The following is a 25,943-nucleotide window of genomic DNA, read 5'->3' on the forward strand; positions in this document are numbered from 1 at the left end:
ACGGAACAGCGTATGAATACAGGAAAGACTCCGAGAGTGCATATAGGAGAGAGGGAGGCAGTCCGATATGGAAAAGCAGGATATAAAATCAATGACGCAGGAGGAACTGCGTGCCTTTTTGGTGAGTCTGGGTGAAAAACCATTCCGGACCGCCCAGATCTATCAGTGGATGCATGAAAAACTGGCATCTTCCTTTGACGATATGACAAACCTTTCCAAGGTACTCCGGCAGAAGCTGCAGGACGCGTGCGAGTATGTATCGCTGGAAAAGGTACGGGTGCAGATTTCGCAGATCGATGGAACCCGCAAGTACCTGTTCCGCCTCGCGGACGGCAATGTCATCGAGAGTGTCCTGATGCGTTATAAGCATGGAAATTCCGTTTGTATTTCCTCGCAGGTGGGGTGTCGGATGGGCTGCCGTTTCTGTGCTTCGACCCTGGACGGCCTGGAACGGAACCTGCGCCCGTCGGAGATGCTGGACCAGATTTATCAGATTCAGCGCGATACAGGCGAACGCGTTTCCAACGTGGTTGTGATGGGATCGGGTGAACCGCTGGACAATTACGATAACCTGATCCGCTTTATCCATCTTTTGACGGAGGAAGGCGGACTGCATATCAGTCAGCGGAATGTGACGGTTTCCACCTGTGGGCTGGTTCCGAAGATCCGGGAGCTGGCAGATCAGGGACTGACCATCACGCTGGCACTTTCTCTGCATGCGCCGAATGACGAGGTGCGGAAGAGCCTGATGCCGATCGCGCGTACATATGCGTTAAAGGATGTATTGGCGGCCTGTCATTACTATTTTGAAAAAACGGGACGCCGCATGACGTTTGAGTACAGCCTGGTGCAGGGAGTCAACGACAATCTGGACGAGGCGCGCGAGCTGGCGGCGCTGATTCAGGATCAGCACGGGCATGTGAATCTGATTCCGGTCAATCCGATCAAGGAGCGCTCTTATGTACAGTCGGGACGGAAAGCGATCGAAGCATTTAAGGGATGTCTGGAATCCAAGGGAATCAATGTGACAATCCGGCGCGAGATGGGGCGCGACATAGACGGTGCCTGCGGACAGCTCCGGAAGAGCTATATGGATAAAGAGCAGGAGAAAGAAGGTGCGGCAGTCAAATGAAAGCATACGCACTGACGGATATCGGAAAAACGCGTAAGGTCAATCAGGATGCTCAGTTTGCCAGCACGGAGCCGGTGGGAGAACTTTCCAACCTGTTTGTCGTGGCGGACGGAATGGGCGGTCATCAGGCGGGAGATTTTGCTTCGCGCTATCTGATCGAGCATATGCCGGAATATATCAAAGAGAGTGGTGAGAATGAGCCGGTCGCGGCGCTTCGAAAGGGGATCGAGGCAGTCAATCAGGAACTTTATACCCTTTCCTGTGAGCGCGAGGAGCTTGCCGGCATGGGAACAACGCTGGTAGCGGCTTCAATTCAGGGAAATACACTCTATGTGGCAAACGTGGGGGACAGCCGTCTCTACCGGATTGAGCGCTCCGGCATTCATCAGATTACCCGGGATCATTCCTACGTGGAGGCGATGGTCTCGCTGGGACAGATGAGCCGCGGCAGCCGGGAATATGAGACGAAGAAAAATATCATTACCCGCGCAGTCGGGATCGGTGGGCATGTGGAGCCGGATTTCTTTGAGGTTTCACTGAACCCGGGCGATTACGTACTGCTGTGTTCGGACGGGTTAACCAATATGGTGGATAATTCAGCAATTTACCGGATGGTGCTTCTGCCGGGAACCCTGGACACCAAGGCAAGGGCGCTCACGGCGCTCGCAAACCAGAACGGCGGGAAAGATAATATCGCGGTCATATTGATTGACCCGCAGATCAAGGAGGTGAGAGAATCATGATGCTGAAACCGGGAACCTATCTGCAGGATCGCTATGAGATCCTCTCACTGATTGGTACGGGCGGCATGTCAGAGGTGTATCAGGCAAAATGCCACACTCTGAACCGTCTGGTGGCGATCAAGGTTTTAAAGGATGAGTACAGCAGGATGCGAATTTCGTCAGCAAATTCAAGATGGAGGCGCAGGCGGCGGCAGGGCTTTCCCATCCAAATATTGTGAGTGTTTATGACGTTGTGGATGAGGGCAGTCTTCATTATATCGTCATGGAACTCATCGAGGGAATCACGCTGAAAAGCTACATTCTCAAGAAAGGTCATCTGGGCGTTAAAGAAACGATTGGAATTGCCATCCAGGTAGCGCAGGGGCTGGCAGCGGCACATGACCAGCATATTGTGCACCGGGACATCAAACCGCAGAATATGATTATCTCGCGTGACGGCAAGGTGAAGGTGGCGGATTTCGGTATTGCCAGAGCTGTATCGTCCCAGACGATCGGGGTCAATGCGGTCGGTTCCGTGCATTATATCTCGCCGGAGCAGGCAAAAGGAAATTATAGCGACGGACGAAGCGATCTGTATTCACTGGGAATCACGATGTATGAGATGCTAACAGGAAACTTCCGTTTGACGGGGATAACCCGGTTTCAGTGGCACTGGCGCATTTGGAAGAACCGGTGCAGCCGCCGAGCCGCATCAACCCGGAGGTGTCGGCAAGCCTGGACCGCATTATTTTAAAATGTACCAAAAAAAAGCCGGAACGCCGTTACCAGAATGCGTATGAGCTGATCGCGGATCTGCGCCATGCGCTGGTGGATCCAAACGATGATTTCCTGAAAAAAGAACCGGAATTTGATGAAAATTCCCCGACAGTCGTGCGCGGGGCAGAGGAACTGAACCGCCAGATGGAGGCACAGAGAAATCGAAATCTGGAACAGACGATGGAACATCCGGCAGTGAGTGAAAAGACCGGACCGGTTCCGACAGAAAATGAACGTGGTGAGGTAGTCTGGAAAGAGCCGGAACCGTCGGAGAACGAGATAGAAGGTTGGCAGGAAGAAGAGACGGATGTCTATGAGGAAGAAACCTCAAGGCGCCCAGACCGTAGACGGAAGGGACGCCGTATAGAAGAAGACAGCGAGGATGTCAATCCGCAGATGGAGCGCCTGCTTACGATGATTGGAATCGGTGCAGCCGTATTGATTGTGGTGGTTGTGATTGTCATTGCTGCGAAGTTGACAGGCATCTTTAATCTGGGATCTGGTAGTCAGAAGCATCCGAAGACGACCGTTGAAGCTTCTTCGGAGGCGTCTGAGAGCGAGAGTCTGGAATCAACGGAGTGCAGGGTTCCGCCTCTGGACGGCATGACGGAGGATGAGGCGAAGACAGCATTGGAAAAGCAGTCGTTGAAAATCCGTTATGAATATGAAAAGTCGGAAACCTCTGAAAAGGGGAAGGTCATCGGTCAGAGTATTGCCAGCGGCACGGTTGTCTCGAAACAGACGGAAGTTATCGTCACGATCGGAGAAGGCAATGAGGCAATAGATTTGACGAAACTTGGACTGGAAGAGATGTCCGGCGAGGATGCAGAGACGCTTCTGGCAGAAGAAAATAAACTGACCGTAGTAGTGCAGAAAGAGAGCAGCGATACGGTTGCCTCCGGTATAGTGATCCGGTACAGCCCGTCCAGCGTGGATCCAGGCGGTACGGTGACGCTGTATGTCAGCACAGGTCCGAACGTACCGACGGTACCGATGCCGAGGATTACAGGGCTTTCAGAGGAAAATGCAAAAGTTGTTCTGGAAGCGGTCGGATTAGGGCTTGGCGAGCGCAAGGAAGCGAAGAGTTCAGAAGTGGCAAAGGGCAAGATCATCAGTCAGGATGTCCTGGAGAAAACAGATACACCGGAGGGAAGTGCCATTGGCTATACAGTCAGTCTGGGAAAAGGAACCCGCTATGTGGCGGCGATCAACGATGAATTCCAGATGAGTGAACTGTTTGGACCAAGTTCCGGAGATACGCATATCCGCGTCAGTATTGTGATGAAGCAGACGATTGCCGGCAATACTGTGACTAAGACGGTCATGGAACCGAGGGAGATCGGCGGCGATATCACGCTTCCGATTCATTATAATATCGAGGGAGCGGACGGTGTGCAGACAGGTGAGCTGCAGATCCTCGATCTGACGAACGATCGGGTTCTAAAAACGTATCAGCTTGAATTTGTGGAAGTTTCAGATAATTAATAAGAGGTAGTTGTAAGGTACAGGTATGCAGGGAAAGATAATTAAAGGGATCGGCGGTTTCTATTATGTACACGACGGTATTGGAAAGGTATATGAATGCCGTGCAAAGGGAATTTTCCGAAATCGCGGCATCAAGCCGCTGGTAGGCGATGACGTGGAGATCAGTGTTCTCGATGAGGAGAAGGCGACAGGCAATCTCGATGAGATCCTTCCTCGTAAAAACCGTCTGATCCGCCCGGCGGTTTCAAATGTTGATCAGGCGGTGGTGGTTTTTGCCATCACCGATCCGATGCCAAATTTAAACCTTCTCGACCGCTTCCTCGTCATGATGGAACGGCAGGAAGTTCCGGTCAGCATCTGTTTCAACAAGATCGATCTGGTTGATGCAGCCGAGCAGGAGAAGCTGCGTGCGATCTATGAACCGGCGGGCTATCCGGTGCATTTTATCAGCACCTACGAAAAATCAGGGCTGGAGGAGTTTCATCGGTTGATCATTGGGAAAACAACGGTCTTAGCAGGACCTTCGGGTGTCGGAAAATCGTCGATCACGAACTTTATCCAGCCGGAGGCACAGATGGAAACGGGCGGTATCAGTGAGAAGATCCGCCGGGGCAAACATACGACGCGCCATTCAGAACTGTTTTTCGTGGAAGAGAGCACCTATATGATGGATACGCCGGGATTCAGTTCTCTCTATATCGAGGATTTGGAGCCGGAGGCGCTCAAGGACTTTTTCCCGGAATTTGAGGCATATGAGGATGAATGCCGTTTCTTAGGCTGTGTCCACATTGGCGAGCGCGAATGCGGCGTCAAGACGGCGGTGCAGGAGCATAAGATCGGGCAGAGCCGGTATGACAATTACCGTTTGATGTATCAGGAATTAAAAGAGAAAAAGAAATACGGCAGAAGCAGCCGTTGAGGATATTATACAAAAAATGGGAGGAAAGAACCATGATTATATTATCACCTTCGATTCTGGGGGCAGATTTTACGAAGCTGGGAGAGCAGGTCGCTGAGGTGGACAAGGCAGGCGCACAGTACATCCATCTGGATGTGATGGATGGCGCGTTTGTGCCGAGTATCTCCTTTGGAATGCCGGTAATTAAGAGCCTGCGCCCGGTGACGGATCGTGTGTTTGACGTACACATGATGGTGGAAGAACCGGGACGTTACGTAGAGGATATCAAAAAAGCGGGGGCGGATCTGATCTGTGTGCATCAGGAAGCCTGTCTTCATCTGGACCGCACGATCGCGCAGATCCGTGAGGCAGGGCTGCAAACAGGTGTAGCGTTAAATCCGGCGACCCCGGTCGAGACACTGGATGTTATTTTGCCGGAGGTGGACATGGTTCTTCTGATGACGGTCAACCCGGGATTTGGCGGTCAGAAATTTATTCCATATACGGTAGAAAAAATCAAGAAGCTGCGCGCAATGTGCAGCGAGAGGGGACTTTCCACCCGCATTGAGGTGGACGGAGGAATCACGCCGGACAATGTGCGGACGGTATTAGAGGCAGGAGCCGATGTGATCGTGGCGGGAAGCGCCGTATTTAAGGGAAACCCGGCTGGGAATGTAAAAACATTTTTAAATATTTTTCAGGAATTTGAACAGGGATGATGAAGATGAAGCGTTGTTTGATTGTGACAGGCGGAACGATTGATATTGCGTTTGCGAAAGATTTTCTCTCACAGCGCTCGTATGACTATGTAATTGCGGCAGATGCGGGGCTGGAGGTTCTGCGCCCGCTGCATATTTCTCCGAATGCGGTGGTCGGCGATCTGGACACGGTGGACAAAAAGGTTCTGGAAGAATATCAGAACCAGCCGGACATCGAATTTGAGATCCATAAACCGGAGAAGGATGAGACGGATACGGAGCTGGCGCTTTTGACGGCGGCGCGCCAGGGCTGTGAGGCAGTTGATATCCTGGGGGCGCTGGGCGGCCGTATGGATCACGCCATCGGCAATATCCAGCTGATGTATCAGTTTTTCTGCCAGGGAATGGAAGTGAATATTTATGATGCCCGCAACCGCCTGTATCTTCTGGGCGGGCATAAGGTATTTCACCGGGAAGAGGTGTATGGAAAATACATTTCGTTCCTGCCGATGACCGAGACTGTCGAGGGACTGACGCTGCGGGGATTTAAATACCCGCTCCAGCGGCGGACGATCGGGCTGGGGACGAGTCTCTGCATCAGCAATGAACTCAAACGGGAAGAGGGCATTCTGGAGCTGGAGAGAGGCGTCCTTTTGTGCGTGGAGGCACATGATTAATTCGGATAAAAAAGTGGCAAGTTAAAACTGACCTGTTTAAAATGATAAAAACTGTATGTTTTTCAGGGGACAAGATTGTGCTATGATGAGTCCAATAACAAGGGAGGATGAAACATCATGGCAAACAAATCAAATCAGGCTTACAAGATCGCGATGGTCGGTCTGCTGGCAGCTCTCTCCTATGTCGTATTTACATACGGACAGGTGAAGATCACACTTCCGGGCGGCGATGCAACTTCCATTCATCTGGGAAATGCAGTCTGTGTCATCGGGGCACTCTTAGTCGGCGGCTTTTACGGCGGTTTGGGAGGTGCTATCGGCATGACGATAGGTGACCTTCTCGATCCGGTTTATATTGTATATGCACCGAAGACATTTATCTGCAAACTCTGCATCGGACTGATCGCCGGATTCGTAGCACATCGTCTGGGCAAGATTGACCGGAGCACCGATAAGAACCACATCCTTGGTTTTACGATTGCAGCAGCGGTGGCAGGTCTTTTATTCAACGTCATTGCAGATCCGCTGATCGGATATTATTATAAACTCTGGATCATTGGTAAACCGGCGGCAGAGCTCACACTTGCATGGAATATCGCAGCGACTTCGATCAATGCGGTGACATCTACGATTGCGTCTGTTGTTATATATATGGCAGTTCGTCCGGCACTCCGCAAGGCAGGTTTTCTGGATGCATTGTCTGTAGAAGCGAGAGCATAAGGCAATTTATCTCAGTCGAGAAGAATTAAAATGAAATACATACAGGAGACTGTGATTGGGCAGAATGGGAAAAACATCTGTCCGGGCGCAGTCTCCTTGTTGCGTCATTGGAGTGTACGGCTTATGAAACACAAATGCATAGATACACGCTTGTAGAAACCAGAATCATGCTGCAGGCAGTCGTATCTGCCGCGAGAATATGTTAGATTATAAAGTTGCTTAAAATGATGTTGGGGTCAAAAGACGTTTTGACCCCTCTGATACCAGATGCTCCGCACTATATGCTCCCGCAATCTTCGAAAACATTCGTAATTCGCTCATTTTTCTTTGAAAAATGGCTACTTACTCATGTTTTTGGCGGGTCCCAAGGTCAAAAATTCTCCTGCAAGCAAGCTTGCGTCGAACTTTTGACCTTTTGACCCTGGTATCTTAAAATTAAGAAAATGAGGAAAAAGTATACATGGAAGGAATGCAGAAGAAAATAGCAGTTTTAAATGACCTGTCAGGCTACGGGCGCTGTTCGCTGACGGCGGCGATGCCGGTTATCAGCGCCCTCAAGGTACAGTGCTGTCCGGTGGTAACGGCGGTGCTGTCCAATCACGCGGGATATCCGGAATGCTATATGGATGATTATACGATCGGATGGAGGCATACCTGGAGCCGTGGCGGAAGATGGGATTTGAGATGGACGGAATCATGACTGGATTCTTAGGTTCTGCCAGACAGGCGTCGATCGTGGCAGATTTTATCCGGGATTTCAAACGGGAAAATACGCAGGTTTTGGTAGATCCGACGATGGGCGACCACGGACATCTCTACAGCGTCTGTGACGAGGATCTGATCGAGGCGATGCGGGAGCTGATGCAGTATGCGGACGTTGTCACGCCAAATCTGACTGAGGCCTGTGCCCTGACGGACACGCTGTATCAGGAAAATGGATGGAGTAAGCGCAAGCTCTCAGATCTGACCTGGAAGCTTCACCTTTTGGGCGCGCGGTCAGTCATTTTGACAGGCGTGGTCAAGGGCAAACAGATCCTCAACGTGATCCATGAGCGCGGCAAGGATCCGGTCTTTCATGCAACTAAATTTGTGGCGGGCAATTACCACGGAACCGGGGATGTCTTTGCAGCAGTCATCGGTGCCAGCATGGTGCGAGGTGTGCCGATGGAGGAAGCCGTCAGACGGGCCGCAGCTTTTACAAAAAAATGTGTGGAAAAGACAGAAGAACTTGGTGCCCCGGAGCAGGACGGACTGTGCCTGGAGGCGTGTCTGTCCTATTTGACGAAGTTGAGTTAAATATAATGGGGCAGTCTATCCTGTTTTGTATCAAGAAGAACAGAGGTTACAGTTCACGGGTAGGCACTTTTGGGACCGAAAGTGCCGTAAGAAAACGTGGTGGCAGCAGGAATTTGCCGTATTTAAATGCGAAGCCACGGCAAATTCCGCTACTGTTCACGTATGCGTGAACAGTAACGAACAGAGGAACTCTTGAAACAGGGCTTTTCATTCGTACAAAGTTGTAGTATAATTATAACTAGTTTTCGTGCAGTTAATTGCATAACAGTAGGAGGAAGATATGTTAGATCTTAAATTCGTCAGAGAAAATCCTGACATTGTAAAGCAGAATATTAAAAATAAGTTCCAGGACAAGAAAATTCCGCTGGTAGATGAGGTGATTGAGCTGGATGCCAAGAACCGTGCAGCGAAGAAGGAAGCAGACGATCTGCGTGCGAACAAGAACAAGATTGCAAAACAGATCGGCGCTCTGATGGGTCAGGGAAAGAAAGAGGAAGCAGAAGAACTGAAGAAACAGGTAGCAGAGCAGTCTGCCCGCCTGTCTGAGCTGGAAGAGCAGGAGAAGGATCTTGGCGAGCGCATCTTAAAGATTATGATGACCATCCCGAACATCATTGATCCGAGTGTTCCGATCGGTAAAGACGACAGCGAGAACGTAGAGATCGAGCGCTTCGGCGAGCCGGTTGTACCGGATTTTGAGATCCCGTACCACACCGAGATTATGGAGAAATTTAACGGCATCGATCTGGACAGTGCCAGAAAGGTAGCTGGAAATGGTTTCTATTACCTGATGGGCGATATCGCAAGACTTCATTCTGCTGTTATCGCATATGCAAGAGATTTCATGATTGACCGTGGATTTACCTACTGTATCCCGCCGTTCATGATCCGCAGCAATGTTGTAACCGGCGTTATGAGTTTCGATGAGATGGATGCGATGATGTACAAGATCGAGGGCGAGGATCTTTACCTGATCGGTACCAGCGAGCACTCTATGATCGGTAAATTCATTGATACCGTAGTTCCGGAGGAAGAGCTTCCGAAGACACTGACCAGCTATTCTCCGTGTTTCCGTAAAGAGAAGGGCGCTCACGGCATCGAGGAGAGAGGCGTATACCGCATCCACCAGTTTGAGAAACAGGAAATGATCGTAGTCTGCAAACCGGAAGACAGCAAGATGTGGTATGACAAACTGTGGAAGAACACCGTGGACCTGTTCCGTTCCATGGATATTCCGGTTCGTACTCTGGAGTGCTGCTCCGGAGACCTGGCTGATCTGAAAGTAAAATCCGTTGATGTAGAGGCATGGTCCCCGCGTCAGAAGAAATATTTCGAGGTTGGAAGCTGCTCCAACTTAGGTGATGCACAGGCAAGACGTCTGAAGATCCGTGTCAACGGCAAAGACGGCAAATACTTTGCACACACCTTGAACAACACTGTAGTAGCTCCGCCGCGTATGCTGATCGCATTCTTAGAGAACAACCTGCAGGCAGACGGTTCTGTCCGCATTCCGGAGGTTCTGCGTCCGTATATGGGTGGTAAGAGCGAGATTCGCTAAGTTCATTTGAGTCCAGTAAAAAAACGCCATGGGTTGTGTGCCTGTGGCGTTTTTTACTGGACTCATTGTGAATTGCAGAAATATAGACATTGTCTTTTTTCAGGCGGCATTATGATGGCAGTTCTTCCAGCTGATTCGACGGCGTCGCCATCATCGAATAATTCGTATGATAAATCACAAATCCCGGAGCAGCGCCCGCTACTTTTTTGACCTGCTTTTTCTGTACATAATCGATCTCAACTTTTTCATTTTCCCGTCCCTTGGAATAGTAGGCAGCCAGCCCGGCAGCTTCCTCGAAGGTGCGGTCCGGAAGCTCTTTTCCTTCGGATTTCACAATGACATGGGAACCCGGAATTCCTTTTGCGTGGAACCACCAGTCATTTCCAGTCGCGATCTTGAAGGTCAGCTCCTCATTCTGGTAGTTGTTTTTGCCGACGTAGATATGGAATCCGTCGGAGGAAAGGTAGTGGAATGGACGGCTTGTGATTTTCACTTTCTTTCCAGCCGGACCGTGCTTTTTGATGAAGCCATATTCCGTCAACTCCTGCTTAATCTGGGTCAGATCTTCCTCCTTTAAGGCAATATCGAGGGAGGTACTGATGGATTCGAGGTGCTCGATCTCCTGCTTCGTCTCCTCAATGAGCTGGCTCTGAGCCTCGAAAGTACGTTTGAGTTTTCCATATTTGTCAAAATACTTCTGCGAATTTTCGCGGGCGGTCAGCTGCGGGTCAAGCGGGATCTTGACCTCTTTTCCTGTATAGTAGTTCGTGCAGACAAGTTCTTTTTCGCCGCCGGTCAGCTCATAACCGTAGGTGTTTAACAGCTCGCCGTAGAGCTTGTATTTATCCCGTTTTTCGGTGTCCTTTAACTGTTTCTGCTGCAAATCGTATTTTTTATAATTGCGCTCCAGGGCAGTCTGGACGATCCGGCGCAGATCCGAGGATTTCTGGCGGATTCGTGTGATGACGTTCTTGGAAGCATAGTAGGTCTCCAGCACTTTACTGATCGAATCAAAGTGTTCGACCTGATATTCCGGCGGGAACGAGGCCAATGGGAGAGCGGCAAATTCCATTGGCTCATCTTCACGGTATACGATGCAGGGCGAGAACTGTCCATTTTTGATGGATTCCATTGCCAGTTCCAGCGTGTGCCCGAGGTGCGTGCGCTCCAGCTCATTCAGTTCCGATGCGGGGCGGTCGGCATCGATCGATGCCTCATAGCAGAATTCTTCTGCCATGACCGGGCTGATACCGGTGAAATTCGTGTAAATGGCTTTTCCTGCCGGTGCCGGTGACTGTGCCAGAATGGCGGCGAAATCATCGGCAGATGCAGTCAGCGGATCCTGCTTCGCGACCGTCTGCGGGAGGAAATATTGCCGTCCCGGCAGAACCTCGCGCACGGAGCTGACCTGCACGGAGATATGTTTGATACTGTCGAGGATCGTGCCGTCAGGGCTGCAGAAAATGATATTGCTGTATTTTCCCATCAGTTCGACGATAAGCAGCTTGCGGCAGAGGTCACCCATCTCGTCCAGATGTTCGATCTCAAAATGAATACAGCGTTCCAGACCCGGCTGGCTGACCGACACGATGCGTCCGCTTCCGATGTGCTTGCGAAGCAGCATGCAGAAATTCGGGGCAGTCATCGGTCCCTGCTTGTTGGTATCCGTCAGATATGCCAGAGGAAGACTTGCGTTGACCGAGAGAAGAAGCCGTTTCGTCTCCCGGAAGTTCTTTATGGTAAAAAGAAGTTCATCGCGCTCGGTCTGCGTGATCTTTGCGATCTTGCCGCCGGTAAGCGCGTCACTAAACTCCTTAACCAGGTTTGCGATTACAATTCCGTCAAATGCCATGGTTTGGTGCTCCTTTATTTGTGTAGTATCTACTATTATAATGAAAGAAGACACGAAAAACAATCACTTTTAAATTCGGTTGACGCTTGCGGCGATTTGCATTATAATACCATTATCTATGGATGAAAGAGAGAGGCGTCACTATGCTTAAAAGTATGACTGGATTTGGCCGATGCGAGATGGCAACGGATGAATATAAGATTTCTGTGGAGATGAAGGCGGTAAACCACCGTTACTTGGATCTCAGCATTAAGATGCCGAAGAAATTTAATTACTTTGAGGCGGCGATTCGCGCGCAGCTCAAGAAATACATTCAGCGGGGAAAGGTAGATGTCTTTATTTCCTATGAAGATTATACGGATGAGAAGATGTCCTTAAAGTACAATCGTTCCCTGGCCGGCGAGTATATGGATTATTTCCGTCAGATGGCGGACGAGCTTGGGATTCCGAATGACGCGACGGTGATGCGTCTTGCACGGTGTCCGGAGGTCTTTACGATGGAACAGGTGCCGGAGGACGAGGAGCATATGTGGCAGATTCTCGAAAAGGCGATCGGCGAGGCGGCAGAGAAATTTGTCGAGACACGCACACGCGAGGGTGAGAATCTGAAGCAGGATCTGCTTGGCAAGCTGGACTATATGATAACGCTGGTCGATCAGATTGAAGAACGTTCCCCGAAGATCGTGGAAGAATACCGGGCGAAACTGGAAGATAAGGTGAAAGAGCTTCTGGAAGGAAGCAGCGTCGATGAAGGCCGGATTGCGGCAGAGGTTGTGATTTTTGCAGATAAGATCTGCACCGATGAGGAGACGGTCCGCCTGAGAAGCCACATCGAGGCGACCCGCAAGGAGCTGACGGCGGGCGGAAGCGTTGGACGTAAGCTGGATTTCATTGCACAGGAGATGAACCGCGAGGCGAATACGATTCTTTCCAAGGCAAACGATCTGGAGGTTTCCGATTGTGCGATTGCACTCAAGACAGAGATCGAGAAAGTCAGAGAGCAGATTCAGAATATTGAATAGCCGATCATGCTGGAAGAGGTATTCACGGAAAGCTGCCGTTGGCGGTGAAAATACGGAGAATATGAAATATTGTAATAATAGATAGAATTTAGAAAGCAGGCGAAATATATGGATAATCAGGGAGTACTGGCAGTTATATCCGGATTTTCAGGGGCAGGCAAGGGAACATTGATGCGTGCATTGCTGGAGCGGTATGACAATTATGCCCTTTCCATCTCCGCGACCACCCGCGCACCGCGCGAGGGCGAGGTTGATGGAAGAGAGTATTTCTTTAAGACCCGGGAAGAGTTCGAACAGATGATCGAACACGATGAGCTGGTCGAATACGCCCAGTATGTCGGAAACTATTACGGCACACCGAAGGAGTATGTGTTTTCCAACCTGAAAGCGGGCAAGGATGTTCTTTTGGAGATTGAGATTCAGGGTGCCCTGAAAATCAAGAAGAAATTCCCGGAGGCAGTTCTCATTTTTGTCACGCCGCCGAGTGCCGGGGAGCTTAGAAACCGGCTGGCAGGTCGTGGAACCGAGACACCGGAGAAGATTGCCGCACGGCTTTCGAGAGCAGCAGAGGAGTCCAAGCAGATGGATGACTACGATTTCATTCTGGTGAATGATGAGGTAGACCGCTGTGTAGAAGAAATGCACGCACTGATTCAGGCGATGCATGCCAGAACAGAAAATCACAAGACTTTGATTGAAAAAATAAAAGAAGAGATGAAGCAATTCTGAAAGGAGAAAGATGTATTATGATGCTGCGTCCGTCATATCTTGACTTAATTAATGTTGTAAACAAAGAGGCTGAGCCGGGGAAAGAACCGCTGATTCAGAGCCGTTACTCCATCGTAATTGCGACTGCAAAGCGTGCAAGACAGCTGATCGCCGGTGATGAGGCACTGGTCATTGAGAATGGAAGAAAACCGCTTTCGATCGCGATCGACGAGCTGTACCATTCTAAGGTTAAAATTGTAGCAGAGAACGATTCCCCGGAGGAAGAGGTCTAAAAGGTGACAGAAGACCGTCCCGTGTTCATTATGTACATGGAGATGGTCTTTTCTTAGATATAGAGTAACTGTTCAGTAGGTCTGCGCATCTACTGCGCTGACCGTACGAAAACATGGGCCAGCAGGCAAAAATCCCATTGCCGTAGGCAATTTTTAATGGATTTTTGCGCGTGACTGTGAAGGTACTGAACAGTTACGATATAGAATTTTTGTGACGGTTCAAATCGATTATGGTTACAGAAATTTTTTAAATATGGTATTAGGAGAGAATTGAATGAAATTACTTTGTATATCCCTTGGCTGCGATAAAAACCTGGTTGATGCAGAGCGTATGCTGGGTTCGCTGAGCCAGGACGGGTACACGTTTACCGATGACGAGCAGGAGGCAGATGTCATTCTGGTCAATACTTGCTGCTTTATCAACGATGCCAAGGAGGAGAGTGTCAACACCATCTTAGAGATGGCAGAGTACAAAAAGAGCGGAACCTGCAAGGCGCTCTTAGTCAGCGGCTGTATGGCACAGCGTTACAAGGAAGAGATCCTGCAGGAGGTGCCGGAGGTGGACGGTATTCTCGGTACGACCAGCTATGATGAGGTCAGCAAGGTGCTGGCGAAGGCGCTGAAGGGTGAGAGGGTATCTGATTTCCACGATTTGTCCGAACTTCCGGAGACGAAGATGCGGAGCAAACGTCTGGTGACGACCGGCGGACATTATGCTTTTTTAAAGATTTCCGAGGGCTGTAACAAACGGTGTACCTATTGTATTATCCCGTCCCTGCGTGGACCGTACGCAGTGTGCCGATGGAGCAGCTTCTCGCAGAGGCAAAGGAGCTTGCGGATCAGGGTGTGAAGGAACTGATTCTTGTCGCACAGGAGACGACGCTTTACGGCGTGGATTTGTATGGAGAGAAGACCCTGCCGAAACTTTTACATGAACTGGCACAGATCGATGGAATCGAATGGATCCGTATCCAGTACTGTTATCCGGAGGAGATCACCGAGGAGTTGATTCAGGCGATCAAGACGGAAGAAAAAGTCTGTCATTACCTGGATATTCCGATCCAGCACGCGAGCGATGCCGTTCTCAAGCGGATGGGACGCCGCACGAATCAGGCGGAGCTTCGGGAGCGGATCGCGCATCTGCGGGAAGAGATCCCAGATATTGCACTCCGCACGACCTTAATTTCCGGTTTCCCGGGTGAGACACAGGAGGATCATGAGGAACTGATGCGGTTCGTCGATGAGATGGAATTTGACCGCTTGGGCGTGTTTGCATACTCTGCAGAAGAGGACACACCGGCAGCCGGATATCCGGATCAGGTACCGCAGGAGGTCAAGGAAGACCGCCGCGACGAGATCATGGAGCTGCAGCAGGAGATTGCCTTTGAGAAAGCCGAGGATATGAAAGACCGTGTGCTTGAGGTTATGATCGAGGGAAAAGTGGCAGACGAGAATGCTTTCGTGGGACGTACCTATAAGGACGCGCCGAACGTAGATGGTTTGATTTTTGTCAATGCGGATGTTCCGCTGATGTCCGGCGATTTCTGCCGTGTCCGCGTAACGGGAGCACTCGAATATGATTTGATAGGAGAGTTGGCTGATGAATTTACCGAATAAGCTTACGACGCTTCGCGTCATCATGATTCCGTTTTTTGTGTTTTTCTTTCTCTGGCAGAATGGTGAAAACTATACCTTCCGTATGATTGCGCTGGCACTGTTTATCATAGCCAGCCTGACCGATCTTCTGGATGGAAAGATTGCCAGAAAGTACAATCTGGTTACGAACTTTGGAAAATTTATGGATCCGCTCGCGGACAAGCTTCTAGTGTGCTCGGCGCTCATCTGCCTGATTGAGCTGAACGCGCTTCCAGCCTGGATGGTTATCATCATCATCAGCCGGGAGTTTATCATCAGCGGATTCCGTCTGATCGCCTCGGACAACGGAGTTGTCATCGCCGCCAGCTATTGGGGCAAATTTAAGACGACGTTTCAGATGGTATCGGTGGTGTTGTTGATTCTGGATATTCCGGCGCTTGCGTTTGTCACGACGATCTGTGTCTGGATCGCGCTGGTGCTGACGATTGTGTCACTTGTTGATTATATTTACAAGAATCATAAAATACTGACAGAAGGGAGTATCTGATATGATAGTCGAACTGATCTCGGTAGGAACAGAGCTGCTGCTTGGCAATATCGTCAATACCAATGCGCAGTATTTATCGGAAACGTGTGCAAAGCTGGGGCTTAACGTCTATTACCAGACGACGGTAGGGGACAACCGGGAGCGCATGACAGAAGTCTTCCGGACGGCGCTCTCAAGAGCCGATCTCGTTATCATCGGCGGCGGTCTGGGACCGACGGAGGATGATATCACGAAGGATGTCTGCGCGGAGCTGATGGGAATGCCGTTAGTCGAGGATCCGGAGGTGCGGGCACATCTGGAGGACTGGTACCGGCAGCGCAAGCGCACCGATATTCCGGATAGCAACTGGCGTCAGGCGCTGGTGCCGGAGGGCGCGGTGGTATTTTCCAACACAAACGGCACAGCTCCGGGACTTGCCCTGGAGAAAAACGGTAAGACCGCGATTCTTCTTCCGGGACCGCCGAACGAACTGTATCCGATGGTGGAAGATCAGGTTTGTGCTTATATTCAGAAACGATCTGACTGTGTGATCTATTCCCAGATGCTCAAAATCTGCGGATACGGGGAGAGCAAGGTGGAGGAAATGCTTCTCGATCTCATCGACCAGCAGACGAACCCGACGATTGCGACCTATGCAAAGACGAAAGAAGTACATCTGCGCGTGACCGCGAGAGCCGAGAGCGAAGACGCGGCAAAACAGCTGTTAAAACCGGTTATCAAAGAGATCAAGAAACGGTTCGGTAATGCGGTTTACACGACGGATGAGCATGAGAATCTGGAGGATGTCGTTGTCCGCCTCTTAAAGAAATACGACCTGACTGTGACAACCGCAGAGTCCTGCACAGGCGGTCTGATCGCCGGACGCATCGTCAACGTGCCGGGGGCTTCAGAGGTCTTTAACGAGGGATACGTGACGTATTCCAACAAGGCAAAGAAAAAGATCCTGGGCGTCAGCAAGGCGACCCTGAAAAAATACGGCGCGGTCAGCGAACAGACGGCGCGTGAGATGGCTGCAGGCGGTGTATTTACGACGGATGCGGATGCCTGTATCGCTGTGACCGGCATCGCCGGACCGGACGGCGGAACCGAGGAGAAACCGGTGGGACTCGTCTATATCGCATGTTATATGAAGGATAAAGTCAAAGTAGAGGAATACCATTTCCGCGGAAATCGCGAGAAGGTGCGTGAGCAGACGGTGATTCAGGCGCTGGATCTGCTGAGACGGTCGATTATTAAGAATTATAAAAAAGATTGATCATGTAAAGGAGGGAGAGCTGACAGGCGGGGAGAAATAGCCGGAAATGTGCTGTTTTTAGAGCGCCATGGATCGGGCTCTCCTTTTTTAGGAGGCGGGGACGATGATTTGGTATAAATATCTGTATCTGGGAGAAACTGCTAAAAAGCATCGTTTTTCGATTCTACAGAAACTCCGCCTCGGAAAGGTACAGCCGGGCGTTCACGTGATCACGCCTGCCTCAGGCGGACACAACCTGCTTGATATCCTGCCTGCCTATGTGCTCCGGCAGAATTATTACCGGGAGCAGGCGGATCTGCTGATCGTAGGGGTCGGCGCGGGCTACCAGGATGCCGTGGAGACGGTGGGGCAGATTGTGGATGAGACGTACCGCGAGACGGGTGGATTTGATGTGAAGACGTATCTGAGAGAGAAGGAAGACAGGCTGAGGAAAAAGAGGTAAGTATTTTGCAGCCTTTGATGAAGTTTTTTTGGACTGAAAATGTCTTTTGACCCTAACATCATATGATACAGAGCTGATACATGAATTTGTCAATGAAAGAATAAGAAGTGGGAGGGGATGGATTGCTGCATATTTTGTTCATAATCTTGAAAATACTCGGAATCCTGCTTCTTGTCATTCTGGGACTGTTGTTTCTGTGCCTGCTGGCGGTTTTATTTGTCCCGATTCGATACCGGGGGAACGGAAGCTACCACAGTATCAAGGATTTTGGTGTGCATCTGCATATCCATTGGCTGCTTCATGCGGTGTCGCTGCGGATTGCTTATGAAAATGGGCTTCGATATGCGGTTAAGTTGTTTGGATTCCGGATTTTCGGGAGTGAGAGTGAAGAGAAAGATACGGAATCTGGGCGTGTGCGGGAAGGCACGCAGGCAGCCGATTCGGATGAGCTGGAATTTGTAAATGCGCAGGAGAAAACAGAGGATGGTGATTTAGACACCGGTGAACTGATTTTGCGGGCGGAAGCAGCATCGGAGAAGACAGACGCCGCGATCGAGAAAGCGGAGGAAACTGCCAGGCTGCTGGAGGAGGCGGTGAAGAGACGGAGTGCGCAGAGGGAGGCGGAAATGTCTCCAGCTGTGAAGAATGCAGATGCATTTCCAGATGTGAAGGAGGCGGGAGTGTCCGAGGCAGAAGGAGAAACGCATCGGGCAAAGAATGAATTAAAATCAAATCCCAGCCAGGAAAAGCGTGAATCGTTCCTTCATAGAATCATTAGCTGGTTCAAACAAAAATGGAGCGTCCTGCGGCAATCCCTCTCAAAGCTGCTTACCCGAATCAACAACCTGGAGCACAAACGTCAATCCGTCCTTGCATTTATAGAAAATGAAGAAAATCAGAAGTCATTTCGCCTGATCAAACGCCAGCTCATGCGAGTTTTGCGGCATATATTTCCCAGAAAGCTGTCCGGGCAGGTTACGTTTGGCGTGGAGGATCCTTATTTGATGGGACAACTTTTGAGTGTGGCGGCTTTTTTGTATCCATTTTACGGAAAAAAGATTGATTTGACTCCGGTCATGGATGCAAATGCGCTGGACGGGGAGCTTTCGTTCCGGGGCAGAGTCCAGATTGGCGTGCTGGCATTGATGGCGCTTCGGATCTGGATGGATAAGAATGTACGGACACAGGTTTATAAATATAGAAACCGAGGAGGAAGATAATATGGCAGACAATCAGTTTGCATCGACAATCGGTGCATTATTTCAGGGTATGGATGAGTTCGTCACGACGAAGACAGTCGTGGGAGAGCCGGTGACAGTTGGCGATGCGATTATACTTCCACTCGTGGATGTAACCTGCGGCATGGCGGCGGGCGCGTTTGGTCAGTCGGCGAAAGAGAAGAATGCGGGCGGCATGAGCGCCAAGATGACGCCGAGCGCGGTGCTGGTCATTCAGAATGGCATGACGAAGGTGGTCAATATCAAGCATCAGGATGCATTGACCAAGGTTCTCGACATGGCACCGGATCTCGTCAATAAATTTGTCGGCGGAAGCACCGGACCGATCGATGCGGAGACGATGCAGACAGCTGAGAAGATGGCGGGCGAGATGGAAGAGAAGAAATAAAGAAATTAAAATCAAAACGCTTCATAGAATGATCATAGCACACGACCGAATGTCAGATGTCTCTGGCAATGATCGCCTGCTATTTAACTTCTTTTGAAAACAGACATTTCAGAGAGGTATCATTCTATGAAGCGTTTATTTGGTTTAGTCCTTTTTTCAATGGGATTTGGCATGACCCTGGTGCTCATTTTCCCAAAGAATTTTCTATGGGTCAGCATCGCCATTTCTCTGATGATTGTCGGGTACAATATGTTTTGCCGATGAGATTCTATGCTTTTTCAAGCGGCAGAATCACTGTAAAGCAGCTACCCTCGTCCACCTGGCTGGATACCTCGATGGTACCGTGCATCAGGTCGATGATCCGTTTCGTGATGGAAAGTCCCAGCCCGTTGCCCTTTTCATTGGGATCAGAGTTCCTGCTGTAAAATTTTTCAAAGATCCGTTTCATCGTGGCGTCATCCATGCCGACGCCGGTATCGCGGATGGAGATGCGCACCTTATCTCCTGTGATGACGAGTTTGGCAGAAAGCATACCGCCAGCCGGAGTGAATTTGATGGCATTTTGCAGGAGATTGATCCAGACCTGCTGCAGCATCTCACAGTTGCCGTAAAATTTGCACGCCGTCAGATCAATGTCGAGATTCAGATGCTTTTTCTCCCAGAGCGGTTCCAGCAGAAGAATCGCCTGACGGATTTGTTCGTCGAGGCTGAACGTCGTGCGGCCAGTCACGATCTCCTGCTTTTCCAGGCGGGAAAGCAGAAGAATGTTGCCGGTCATCGTGGTGAGCTGGCGCGTGCTGTCGATGATGATGCGCGTGTATTCATTCCGGTCCGCCTCTGAGAGAGATGGATCCTGCAGCAATGTCGCATAGCCCTCGATGGCGGCGAGCGGTGTCTTGAACTCATGGGAAACCGTGGTCACGAAATCATTTCGCAGCGATTCGATGCTGTTTAACTCCTGCACCATACGGTTAAAATTGTCGGTTAGTTCACAGATCGCCTGTAAAGACTTCGAATTTGGCACATGAACAGAAAAGTCTCCGTCTGCTACCTGCTTAGCGGCAAGGCTTATGGAACCGATCGGGCGGAGGATTTTCGACCAGAGGAACAGCGACAGCGCGATACTGAACGCAAGGCTGCTCAAAAATGACATCAGGCGCGGAAAATTCGGACCGAAAATCCGAAAAACTTCGTGTTTATCTGTTCCGCTTGTGAGCAGCGAGACAAAATATCCGGTCAGCATCGGTATCAACGAGGACACCAGGAAGAAAAAGACCAGGAGGGTCAGCCAGTAGAGTGGAATCTGGAAATATTTGGTAAAGTTCTTGCTGATCATGCTTCTGTTTTCACCGCCTTATAGCCGAGACCCCGCACGGTCATGATGATAAAATCATCGCAGTTTTTAAACCGTTCGCGCAGCCGGTTGACATGCACATCGACCATCCGTTCATCGGTTGTCGAGTCAAGCCCCCAGATTTCGTCCATGAGCTGCTGCCTCGTGAAAATCTTATTTGGATAAGAAAGTAATTTATATAGAAGATAAAATTCTTTCTGCGGCAGAAGCGTCTCCTGCCCGTTGACCGTGACCGTCAGTGCATCGTAGTCTAGAATCGTATTTTGGCAGACAATCCGGTGCTCCGTTGCGATCTTGGCGCGTTTAAGCAGGGCGCCAACCCGCAGAAGCATCTCATTGACATCGATCGGCTTCACCATGTAGTCATCCGTGCCTGCCTGAAAGCCGCGCTGTTTGTCTTCGAAGCGCTCTTTGGCGGTGATAATCAGGATCGGCATCGTAAATCCACTCGTCCGCAGGTGATCAATTAGTTCATATCCGTCCATTCCGGGCATCATAATATCCGAAATAATGAGATCTACATATTCAGAATCTAAAAGAGATAATGCTTTTTCGCCGCTTTCTGCCGGAAGCGCCAGATAACCATTGTTGGTGAGTACCGTGCAGAACAGGGAACGCAGTTTCGCATCATCTTCTACCACGAGAATGTGAAACATATCCGTAAATCCTCCCTATAATTCAATTAAAAAGATGTAATATCATAAATACTCATAGTATACCATAAGTACTAAATTCAGCTCTCACCTTCGGCTCGGCTTCATTAAGGACTTAGGTATGACTCGCACTAAGTTCGAAAAGACCTCACTAAGTACTCATATTATACCACATAAGTTTAAACTGATTGTGAACGGTGCAACACATTTTTTTCATGGTTCGTTTACATTCAGTTTATATGTAGTTGAAACTCGTTTAAAAATGGGATGTTATACTAGGGACAATTAGGAAAAACCAGAAAGGAATATGCGAAATGAGTAAACTATCTTCTCTGATGGAAGCGGCAAAGCAGAATAAAAAGAAAACAGCCATCATCGCGGTGGTGGTGGTGATCGTACTTACGGCGCTTTTTATGCGTTTCAAGGGCGGCAGCAAAGGAGGTCCAGGCGGCGGTCCGGGCGGTATGCAGGACACGCAGATGGACAATGTGGCGACGGTTGCGGCTGAGAATCCAAAGAGCGGAACAATCGAGCGGACAACCAGCACATCCGGTACTGTCGAGGCATCGGACGTTGTCTATGTCTATGCGAAGGCATCCGGCGATGTGACGGGCGTCAACGTCAGCGTCGGTGATATGGTGACAGCGGGTCAGCTTCTCTGTACGATCAATACCGAACAGGTTGAGACGGCGAAAAATGCGATGGACTCCGCCTCTGTTAACCTGACCGAGGCACAGAGCAATTTAAGCCGTATGCAGCTTCTTTATCAGGGAGGAGATATTTCTGATCAGGAATGGGAGCAGTATCAGAACCAGGCGAAGACGGCACAGTTAAATTATGAATCGGCAAAATTAAACTACGATCGCCAGGTGGAATACAGTTCCGTGACCGCACCGATCTCCGGCAAGATTGAGACGATGGATATTGATGTATATGATCATGTCAACCAGCAGGCGCAGCTCTGCGTTATCTCCGGTGAGGGAGATAAACGGGTATCGTTCTACGTATCCGAGCGTGTTATGAGCAACTTAAACCAGGGCGACGCGATGACGATTGTAAAAGATGGAACGACTTATGATGGTGTGATTACCGATGTCAGCAGCATGGCGGACGAGAGCAACGGTCTGTTTAAGATAAAGGCAGAGCTGCCGGAGGCGAACAGCCTTTCAACGGGAAGTACTGTCAAGGTAACAGTAACTTCTGAGCGTGCAGAGAATGTCATGACCGTGCCGGTAGATGCGATCTACTATGATAACGGCGTTGGAAATGTCTATGTTTACCAGGACGGAACGGTACATAAAGTGGAAGTCGAGGTGGGGCTTTATAATACGGAGCTGGCGGAGATCAAGTCCGGGCTGACGGCAGAGGATCTCGTCATCAGTACATGGAGCTCCCAGCTTTATGAGGGTTCAACTGTTAACTTAAAGGGTGAAGAAACAGATGCGGCAGCAGCGGATGAAGCTGGAAACCAGAAAGCCGATGCCCCGGCAGGCTCTGAAAATGGACAGAAAGCGGGCGCTCCGGCAGATGGCGGAAACGATCAGCCTGCGGGTGGTGCAGGTGCTCCGAAAGATGCAAAAAATGGACAGAAACAGTAGGACAGGAGGAATGTAAGACATGGGAGTAACGAAATATATCCTGAAACATCCGGTTACTACTGTCATGGCTCTGTTGTGTCTGGTTGTATTCGGCATTTCATCGGTCTTTTCGGCAAAGCTGGAGCAGATGCCGGATATGGAGACGCCGATGCTGATTATCATGGCAAATTATTCAGGCGCAGGACCGGAGGATATCAGCGAGCTGGTAACCGAACGATCGAGGAGGCGATCGGCACGATGGAAGGCGTGGACACGATTTCCTCCACATCGAGCGATGGACGTTCGATGATCATGCTTCAGTACGATTACGGCACCGATATGGATGAGGCGTATGACAACTTAAAGCAGAAACTGGACAATATCCAGCGGGCGCTTCCGGATGATGTGGAACCGAGCGTTATGTCGATGAACTCCAATCAAGGAGACAGCATGATGCTTTCGATTGCACATAAGACGCAGACAAACCTCTACGATTATGTGGATCAGAAGATAGTACCTGAATTAGAGCGAATTTCTTCAATTGCAAATATTGAGACGCGAGGCGGTTCTTCTAAGTACGTCAGCATTGAATTACAGTCTGAAAAAATGGATCAGTACAATCTGACCATGCAGGATGTTGCGAGTGCGATTAACGATGCAAACGTGGCATCCCCGTCGGGTGAGGCAGATGCCGGAAACCTGGAGCTTTCCGTTACTACCTCCTTAAAAACAGAACAGGTAAATGAGCTGCAGGATATTCCAATCAAGACGCCGGCAGGACAGATTATTTCTCTGTCGGATGTGGCAAATGTGTATGAGGCAACGAAAGACCGGGGCGGCATTTCCCGTTACAACGGTCAGGAGACGATCTCCGTTTCGATTCAGAAGCAGCAGGACAGCACAGATATGGAAGTGTCCTCGGCTGTAAAAGAGAAAATTGAAGAATTGATGGCAGATGATTCGGATCTGACGATCTCGGTTGCAAATGATACATCTGACACGATTCTTGATTCCTTAAAAGACGTAGCAGAGACAATGGTTCTGGCGGTTATCATCTCCATGCTCATCATTTTCCTGTTCTTTGGCGATTATAAGGCGTCCTTGATCGTCGGAAGTTCCATTCCGACTTCGATTTTGATGTCCTTGATTGCGATCACGATGGCAGGATTTTCGTTGAACGTTATCACGATGAGTGCGCTGGTACTCGGCGTCGGCATGATGGTCGATAACTCGATCGTTGTACTGGAGAGCTGTTTCCGTGCAACGGCGGAGCAGGAAGACAAGGGGGCGCTTGGCTATTTTTCAGCAGCGCTTCACGGAACCGGCATTGTCATCAATTCGATCATCGGTTCGACGATCACGACCTGTGTCGTATTCCTGCCGCTGGCATTCTTAAACGGTATGACCGGACAGATGTTCAAGCCGCTGGGATTCACGATCGTGTTCTGTATGTCGGCGTCCCTGCTTTCTGCGATGACGGTGGTTCCACTGTGTTATCTGTTCTATAAACCGAGCGAGGCGAAGCGCGCCCTGATGGGACGTCCGATTGAACGTTTACAGAAATGGTACCGCGGCATCATGGACCGTCTGTTAAACCACAAGGCGATGGTTATGGGATTTTCGGTTCTGGTACTTGTACTGACGGTAATTCTGGCGAGCGGAATGCAGACGGAGCTGATGACATCGGATGATACCGGTACGGTCAGCGTCAGCATAGAGACGCGTCCGGGGCTGAAACAGGAAAAGATCGAGGAGGCACTGGCAGAAGCGGAGGCGATTGTTTCCGCGAGCGACCAGGTTGATTCGTACATGCTGCGTTACAACGGAGACAGCGGCGAGATCAGTGCCTATCTGAAAGATGACCGTACCATGAAAACAGACGATGTAGCCGATCAGTGGCAGAAAGAGATGGATAACATTGCAAACTGTACGATCGACGTATCGGCATCGACTTCCATGAGCTTCATGGGAAGACAGCGCGGCTATGAAGTGATTCTTCACGGCACGCAGTATGATGAATTAAAAGAAGTTAGTGATAAGATTGTCAAGGAAATGACAGCAAGAACGGATGTCATCAACATCCATTCCAGTATTGAGAATAATGCACCGATCATTACCCTGAAGATTGATCCAGTTATGGCAAAGGCGTATGGACTCACGGCTTCCAGTATCGGAACGACGATCAACCAGATGTTGAGCGGTATCGACGCGACGACACTTAAAATTGACGGCGAGGACATTACGGTAACGGTTGAGTATCCGGAGGGCGAGTACGAGACAGTTGATAACATAAAAGATATTATTTTGACGGGAACAAACGGACAGAAGGTGGCACTGACCGATGTGGCAAATGTCGTATTTGAGGACAGTCCGGCTTCGATTTCCAGAACCGACGGTGCATATGAGATCACAATCTCTGCCGATTACACCGGTGATAATGTACAGCAGCAAATCAACAGTGAGGTAATTACTCCGAACTTAAGCGGTACAATCAGCATTGGGCAGAGCAGCCGTGACCGTATGATGAAGAGTGAGTTCAGCTCCCTGTACCGCGCGATTGCGATTGCAGTCTTCCTGGTATTCGTTGTCATGGCGGCACAGTTTGAGTCTGTGAAGTTTTCCATCATGGTTATGACGACCATCCCGTTCAGTTTGGTTGGTTCCTTCGGATTACTGAAGCTGACCGGCGTCAGCATCAGTATGACGTCCCTGCTTGGCTTCCTGATTCTGGTCGGAACTGTTGTAAATAACGGTATTCTCTACGTGGATACGGTCAACCAGTATCGCTCCACGATGGATCTGCGGACAGCGCTCATCGAGGCAGGTGCGACCCGTATCCGACCGATTCTGATGACAAGTATGACAACCATCCTCGCGATGATCCCGATGGCACTGGCAATCGGAAGCAGCGGTTCCACAACACAGGGTCTGGCGATCGTAGATATCGGCGGTCTGAGCGCAGGTGTGATTGTCGCGCTCTTCATGGTCCCAGTATATTACGCATTACTGAGCCGGAAACCAAAGGAAGAGATACCGGACATAGATTAATTGGAAA

Annotated in this window: 24 protein-coding genes and 2 pseudogenes; 23 read left to right on the plus strand and 3 right to left on the minus strand. The window is 50.0% G+C overall.

Annotated elements, in window-relative coordinates:
• The first annotated feature begins 67 nt into the window (after positions 1-67).
• The 12 genes from rlmN to serS all read left to right on the plus strand — a co-directional run bounded on the left by rlmN (position 68) and on the right by serS (position 9,963).
• Complete coding sequence (gene rlmN, locus DW085_RS01340; protein WP_022358690.1) at positions 68-1,132, plus strand: 23S rRNA (adenine(2503)-C(2))-methyltransferase RlmN; 1,065 nt, start codon at positions 68-70, stop codon at positions 1,130-1,132.
• The gene (locus DW085_RS01345) at positions 1,129-1,875 is read left to right on the plus strand and encodes a Stp1/IreP family PP2C-type Ser/Thr phosphatase (RefSeq protein ID WP_118482172.1); all 747 of its coding nucleotides are present in this window, start codon (positions 1,129-1,131) and stop codon (positions 1,873-1,875) included. The genes rlmN and DW085_RS01345 overlap by 4 nt, the downstream gene beginning before the upstream one ends.
• A complete protein-coding gene (locus DW085_RS20335; RefSeq protein WP_347474943.1) occupies positions 1,872-2,093 on the plus strand; it encodes a hypothetical protein in 222 nt (73 codons plus the stop codon). Before DW085_RS01345 ends, DW085_RS20335 begins: the two co-directional genes overlap by 4 nt.
• Positions 2,048-2,608, plus strand: coding sequence for a protein kinase (locus DW085_RS20340; protein ID WP_347474944.1), 561 nt, complete (start codon positions 2,048-2,050; stop codon positions 2,606-2,608). The genes DW085_RS20335 and DW085_RS20340 overlap by 46 nt, the downstream gene beginning before the upstream one ends.
• Positions 2,521-4,116: a PASTA domain-containing protein gene (locus DW085_RS01350; protein ID WP_347474945.1), complete on the plus strand. Its 1,596-nt coding sequence runs from the start codon at positions 2,521-2,523 to the stop codon at positions 4,114-4,116. The genes DW085_RS20340 and DW085_RS01350 overlap by 88 nt, the downstream gene beginning before the upstream one ends.
• Positions 4,117-4,141: 25 nt before the next feature.
• Positions 4,142-5,035 carry a ribosome small subunit-dependent GTPase A gene (gene rsgA / locus DW085_RS01355; protein ID WP_106999960.1) on the plus strand — a complete coding sequence of 298 codons (894 nt, stop codon included), beginning with the start codon at positions 4,142-4,144 and terminating at the stop codon, positions 5,033-5,035.
• A 32-nt stretch (positions 5,036-5,067) separates the two neighbouring features.
• A complete protein-coding gene (gene rpe, locus DW085_RS01360; protein WP_022360278.1) occupies positions 5,068-5,733 on the plus strand; it encodes a ribulose-phosphate 3-epimerase in 666 nt (221 codons plus the stop codon).
• A complete protein-coding gene (locus tag DW085_RS01365) occupies positions 5,730-6,389 on the plus strand; it encodes a thiamine diphosphokinase (protein WP_333491426.1) in 660 nt (219 codons plus the stop codon). The genes rpe and DW085_RS01365 overlap by 4 nt, the downstream gene beginning before the upstream one ends.
• A gap of 117 nt (positions 6,390-6,506) precedes the next feature.
• Positions 6,507-7,109, plus strand: a complete 603-nt coding sequence (locus DW085_RS01370) for an ECF transporter S component (RefSeq protein WP_022360276.1) — start codon at positions 6,507-6,509, stop codon at positions 7,107-7,109.
• 460 nt (positions 7,110-7,569) lie between these two features.
• Positions 7,570-7,809 (plus strand): hypothetical protein, encoded by a 240-nt coding sequence (locus DW085_RS19485; RefSeq protein WP_243033880.1) that lies wholly within the window; start codon positions 7,570-7,572, stop codon positions 7,807-7,809.
• Positions 7,782-8,405: a PfkB family carbohydrate kinase gene (locus DW085_RS01375; protein ID WP_243033881.1), complete on the plus strand. Its 624-nt coding sequence runs from the start codon at positions 7,782-7,784 to the stop codon at positions 8,403-8,405. Before DW085_RS19485 ends, DW085_RS01375 begins: the two co-directional genes overlap by 28 nt.
• A 280-nt stretch (positions 8,406-8,685) precedes the next feature.
• Positions 8,686-9,963: a serine--tRNA ligase gene (gene serS / locus DW085_RS01380; protein WP_022360274.1), complete on the plus strand. Its 1,278-nt coding sequence runs from the start codon at positions 8,686-8,688 to the stop codon at positions 9,961-9,963.
• Between the two features lie 109 nt (positions 9,964-10,072).
• Here serS and DW085_RS01385 read toward each other — a convergent pair whose 3' ends face one another.
• On the minus strand, positions 10,073-11,815 hold the full coding sequence (locus tag DW085_RS01385; protein WP_118490824.1) for an NFACT RNA binding domain-containing protein: 1,743 nt from the start codon (positions 11,813-11,815) through the stop codon (positions 10,073-10,075).
• A gap of 143 nt (positions 11,816-11,958) precedes the next feature.
• Here DW085_RS01385 and DW085_RS01390 point away from each other — a divergent pair, with 143 nt between their 5' ends.
• The 9 genes and pseudogenes from DW085_RS01390 to DW085_RS01430 all read left to right on the plus strand — a co-directional run bounded on the left by DW085_RS01390 (position 11,959) and on the right by DW085_RS01430 (position 19,304).
• Positions 11,959-12,837 carry a YicC/YloC family endoribonuclease gene (locus DW085_RS01390; RefSeq protein WP_118490826.1) on the plus strand — a complete coding sequence of 293 codons (879 nt, stop codon included), beginning with the start codon at positions 11,959-11,961 and terminating at the stop codon, positions 12,835-12,837.
• Positions 12,838-12,945: 108 nt separating this feature from the next.
• The gene (gene gmk, locus DW085_RS01395) at positions 12,946-13,566 is read left to right on the plus strand and encodes a guanylate kinase (protein WP_022360271.1); all 621 of its coding nucleotides are present in this window, start codon (positions 12,946-12,948) and stop codon (positions 13,564-13,566) included.
• 17 nt (positions 13,567-13,583) lie between these two features.
• Positions 13,584-13,838, plus strand: a complete 255-nt coding sequence (gene rpoZ, locus DW085_RS01400; RefSeq protein ID WP_022360270.1) for a DNA-directed RNA polymerase subunit omega — start codon at positions 13,584-13,586, stop codon at positions 13,836-13,838.
• Between the two features lie 274 nt (positions 13,839-14,112).
• Positions 14,113-15,455, plus strand: a pseudogene (gene rimO, locus DW085_RS01405) (30S ribosomal protein S12 methylthiotransferase RimO).
• On the plus strand, positions 15,439-15,981 hold the full coding sequence (pgsA, locus tag DW085_RS01410) for a CDP-diacylglycerol--glycerol-3-phosphate 3-phosphatidyltransferase (protein ID WP_118490828.1): 543 nt from the start codon (positions 15,439-15,441) through the stop codon (positions 15,979-15,981). The pseudogene rimO and the gene pgsA overlap by 17 nt, the downstream one beginning before the upstream one ends.
• A gap of 1 nt (position 15,982) precedes the next feature.
• Complete coding sequence (locus tag DW085_RS01415) at positions 15,983-17,236, plus strand: competence/damage-inducible protein A (RefSeq protein WP_106999954.1); 1,254 nt, start codon at positions 15,983-15,985, stop codon at positions 17,234-17,236.
• A 103-nt stretch (positions 17,237-17,339) separates the two neighbouring features.
• Positions 17,340-17,678 (plus strand): hypothetical protein, encoded by a 339-nt coding sequence (locus DW085_RS01420; RefSeq protein WP_118490830.1) that lies wholly within the window; start codon positions 17,340-17,342, stop codon positions 17,676-17,678.
• 122 nt (positions 17,679-17,800) lie between these two features.
• Positions 17,801-18,898: a hypothetical protein gene (locus DW085_RS01425; protein ID WP_118490832.1), complete on the plus strand. Its 1,098-nt coding sequence runs from the start codon at positions 17,801-17,803 to the stop codon at positions 18,896-18,898.
• A gap of 1 nt (position 18,899) precedes the next feature.
• Positions 18,900-19,304, plus strand: a complete 405-nt coding sequence (locus DW085_RS01430; RefSeq protein WP_022360264.1) for a GerW family sporulation protein — start codon at positions 18,900-18,902, stop codon at positions 19,302-19,304.
• A 268-nt stretch (positions 19,305-19,572) separates the two neighbouring features.
• On the opposite strand, the gene DW085_RS01435 is transcribed toward DW085_RS01430, so the two are convergent.
• Together DW085_RS01435 and DW085_RS01440 are read right to left on the minus strand one after the other, a co-directional pair.
• Positions 19,573-20,640: a HAMP domain-containing sensor histidine kinase gene (locus tag DW085_RS01435; protein WP_118490833.1), complete on the minus strand. Its 1,068-nt coding sequence runs from the start codon at positions 20,638-20,640 to the stop codon at positions 19,573-19,575.
• Positions 20,637-21,314 carry a response regulator transcription factor gene (locus DW085_RS01440; RefSeq protein WP_118490835.1) on the minus strand — a complete coding sequence of 226 codons (678 nt, stop codon included), beginning with the start codon at positions 21,312-21,314 and terminating at the stop codon, positions 20,637-20,639. Before DW085_RS01440 ends, DW085_RS01435 begins: the two co-directional genes overlap by 4 nt.
• Positions 21,315-21,625: 311 nt before the next feature.
• On the opposite strand from DW085_RS01440, the gene DW085_RS01445 reads away from it, so the two are divergent.
• Positions 21,626-22,909 (plus strand): efflux RND transporter periplasmic adaptor subunit, encoded by a 1,284-nt coding sequence (locus DW085_RS01445; RefSeq protein ID WP_182430726.1) that lies wholly within the window; start codon positions 21,626-21,628, stop codon positions 22,907-22,909.
• 19 nt (positions 22,910-22,928) lie between these two features.
• Positions 22,929-25,936, plus strand: a pseudogene (locus DW085_RS01450) (efflux RND transporter permease subunit).
• Positions 25,937-25,943 lie beyond the last annotated feature (7 nt).

Source organism: Clostridium sp. AF50-3 (genome assembly GCF_003477445.1).
Classification (GTDB): Bacteria; Bacillota; Clostridia; order Lachnospirales; family Lachnospiraceae; genus Otoolea; species Otoolea fessa.

What these genes read in the sequence shown, in the direction of transcription:
- rlmN (WP_022358690.1), top strand. Translation starts at nt 68, where the DNA reads ATGGAAAAGCAGGATATAAAATCAATGACGCAGGAGGAACTGCGTGCC.
- DW085_RS01345 (WP_118482172.1), top strand. Translation starts at nt 1,129, where the DNA reads ATGAAAGCATACGCACTGACGGATATCGGAAAAACGCGTAAGGTCAAT.
- DW085_RS20335 (WP_347474943.1), top strand. Translation starts at nt 1,872, where the DNA reads ATGATGCTGAAACCGGGAACCTATCTGCAGGATCGCTATGAGATCCTC.
- DW085_RS20340 (WP_347474944.1), top strand. Translation starts at nt 2,048, where the DNA reads ATGGAGGCGCAGGCGGCGGCAGGGCTTTCCCATCCAAATATTGTGAGT.
- rsgA (WP_106999960.1), top strand. Translation starts at nt 4,142, where the DNA reads ATGCAGGGAAAGATAATTAAAGGGATCGGCGGTTTCTATTATGTACAC.
- rpe (WP_022360278.1), top strand. Translation starts at nt 5,068, where the DNA reads ATGATTATATTATCACCTTCGATTCTGGGGGCAGATTTTACGAAGCTG.
- DW085_RS01365 (WP_333491426.1), top strand. Translation starts at nt 5,730, where the DNA reads ATGATGAAGATGAAGCGTTGTTTGATTGTGACAGGCGGAACGATTGAT.
- DW085_RS01370 (WP_022360276.1), top strand. Translation starts at nt 6,507, where the DNA reads ATGGCAAACAAATCAAATCAGGCTTACAAGATCGCGATGGTCGGTCTG.
- DW085_RS19485 (WP_243033880.1), top strand. Translation starts at nt 7,570, where the DNA reads ATGGAAGGAATGCAGAAGAAAATAGCAGTTTTAAATGACCTGTCAGGC.
- DW085_RS01375 (WP_243033881.1), top strand. Translation starts at nt 7,782, where the DNA reads ATGGGATTTGAGATGGACGGAATCATGACTGGATTCTTAGGTTCTGCC.
- serS (WP_022360274.1), top strand. Translation starts at nt 8,686, where the DNA reads ATGTTAGATCTTAAATTCGTCAGAGAAAATCCTGACATTGTAAAGCAG.
- DW085_RS01385 (WP_118490824.1), bottom strand. Translation starts at nt 11,815, where the DNA reads ATGGCATTTGACGGAATTGTAATCGCAAACCTGGTTAAGGAGTTTAGT.
- DW085_RS01390 (WP_118490826.1), top strand. Translation starts at nt 11,959, where the DNA reads ATGCTTAAAAGTATGACTGGATTTGGCCGATGCGAGATGGCAACGGAT.
- gmk (WP_022360271.1), top strand. Translation starts at nt 12,946, where the DNA reads ATGGATAATCAGGGAGTACTGGCAGTTATATCCGGATTTTCAGGGGCA.
- rpoZ (WP_022360270.1), top strand. Translation starts at nt 13,584, where the DNA reads ATGATGCTGCGTCCGTCATATCTTGACTTAATTAATGTTGTAAACAAA.
- pgsA (WP_118490828.1), top strand. Translation starts at nt 15,439, where the DNA reads ATGAATTTACCGAATAAGCTTACGACGCTTCGCGTCATCATGATTCCG.
- DW085_RS01415 (WP_106999954.1), top strand. Translation starts at nt 15,983, where the DNA reads ATGATAGTCGAACTGATCTCGGTAGGAACAGAGCTGCTGCTTGGCAAT.
- DW085_RS01420 (WP_118490830.1), top strand. Translation starts at nt 17,340, where the DNA reads ATGATTTGGTATAAATATCTGTATCTGGGAGAAACTGCTAAAAAGCAT.
- DW085_RS01430 (WP_022360264.1), top strand. Translation starts at nt 18,900, where the DNA reads ATGGCAGACAATCAGTTTGCATCGACAATCGGTGCATTATTTCAGGGT.
- DW085_RS01435 (WP_118490833.1), bottom strand. Translation starts at nt 20,640, where the DNA reads ATGATCAGCAAGAACTTTACCAAATATTTCCAGATTCCACTCTACTGG.
- DW085_RS01440 (WP_118490835.1), bottom strand. Translation starts at nt 21,314, where the DNA reads ATGTTTCACATTCTCGTGGTAGAAGATGATGCGAAACTGCGTTCCCTG.
- DW085_RS01445 (WP_182430726.1), top strand. Translation starts at nt 21,626, where the DNA reads ATGAGTAAACTATCTTCTCTGATGGAAGCGGCAAAGCAGAATAAAAAG.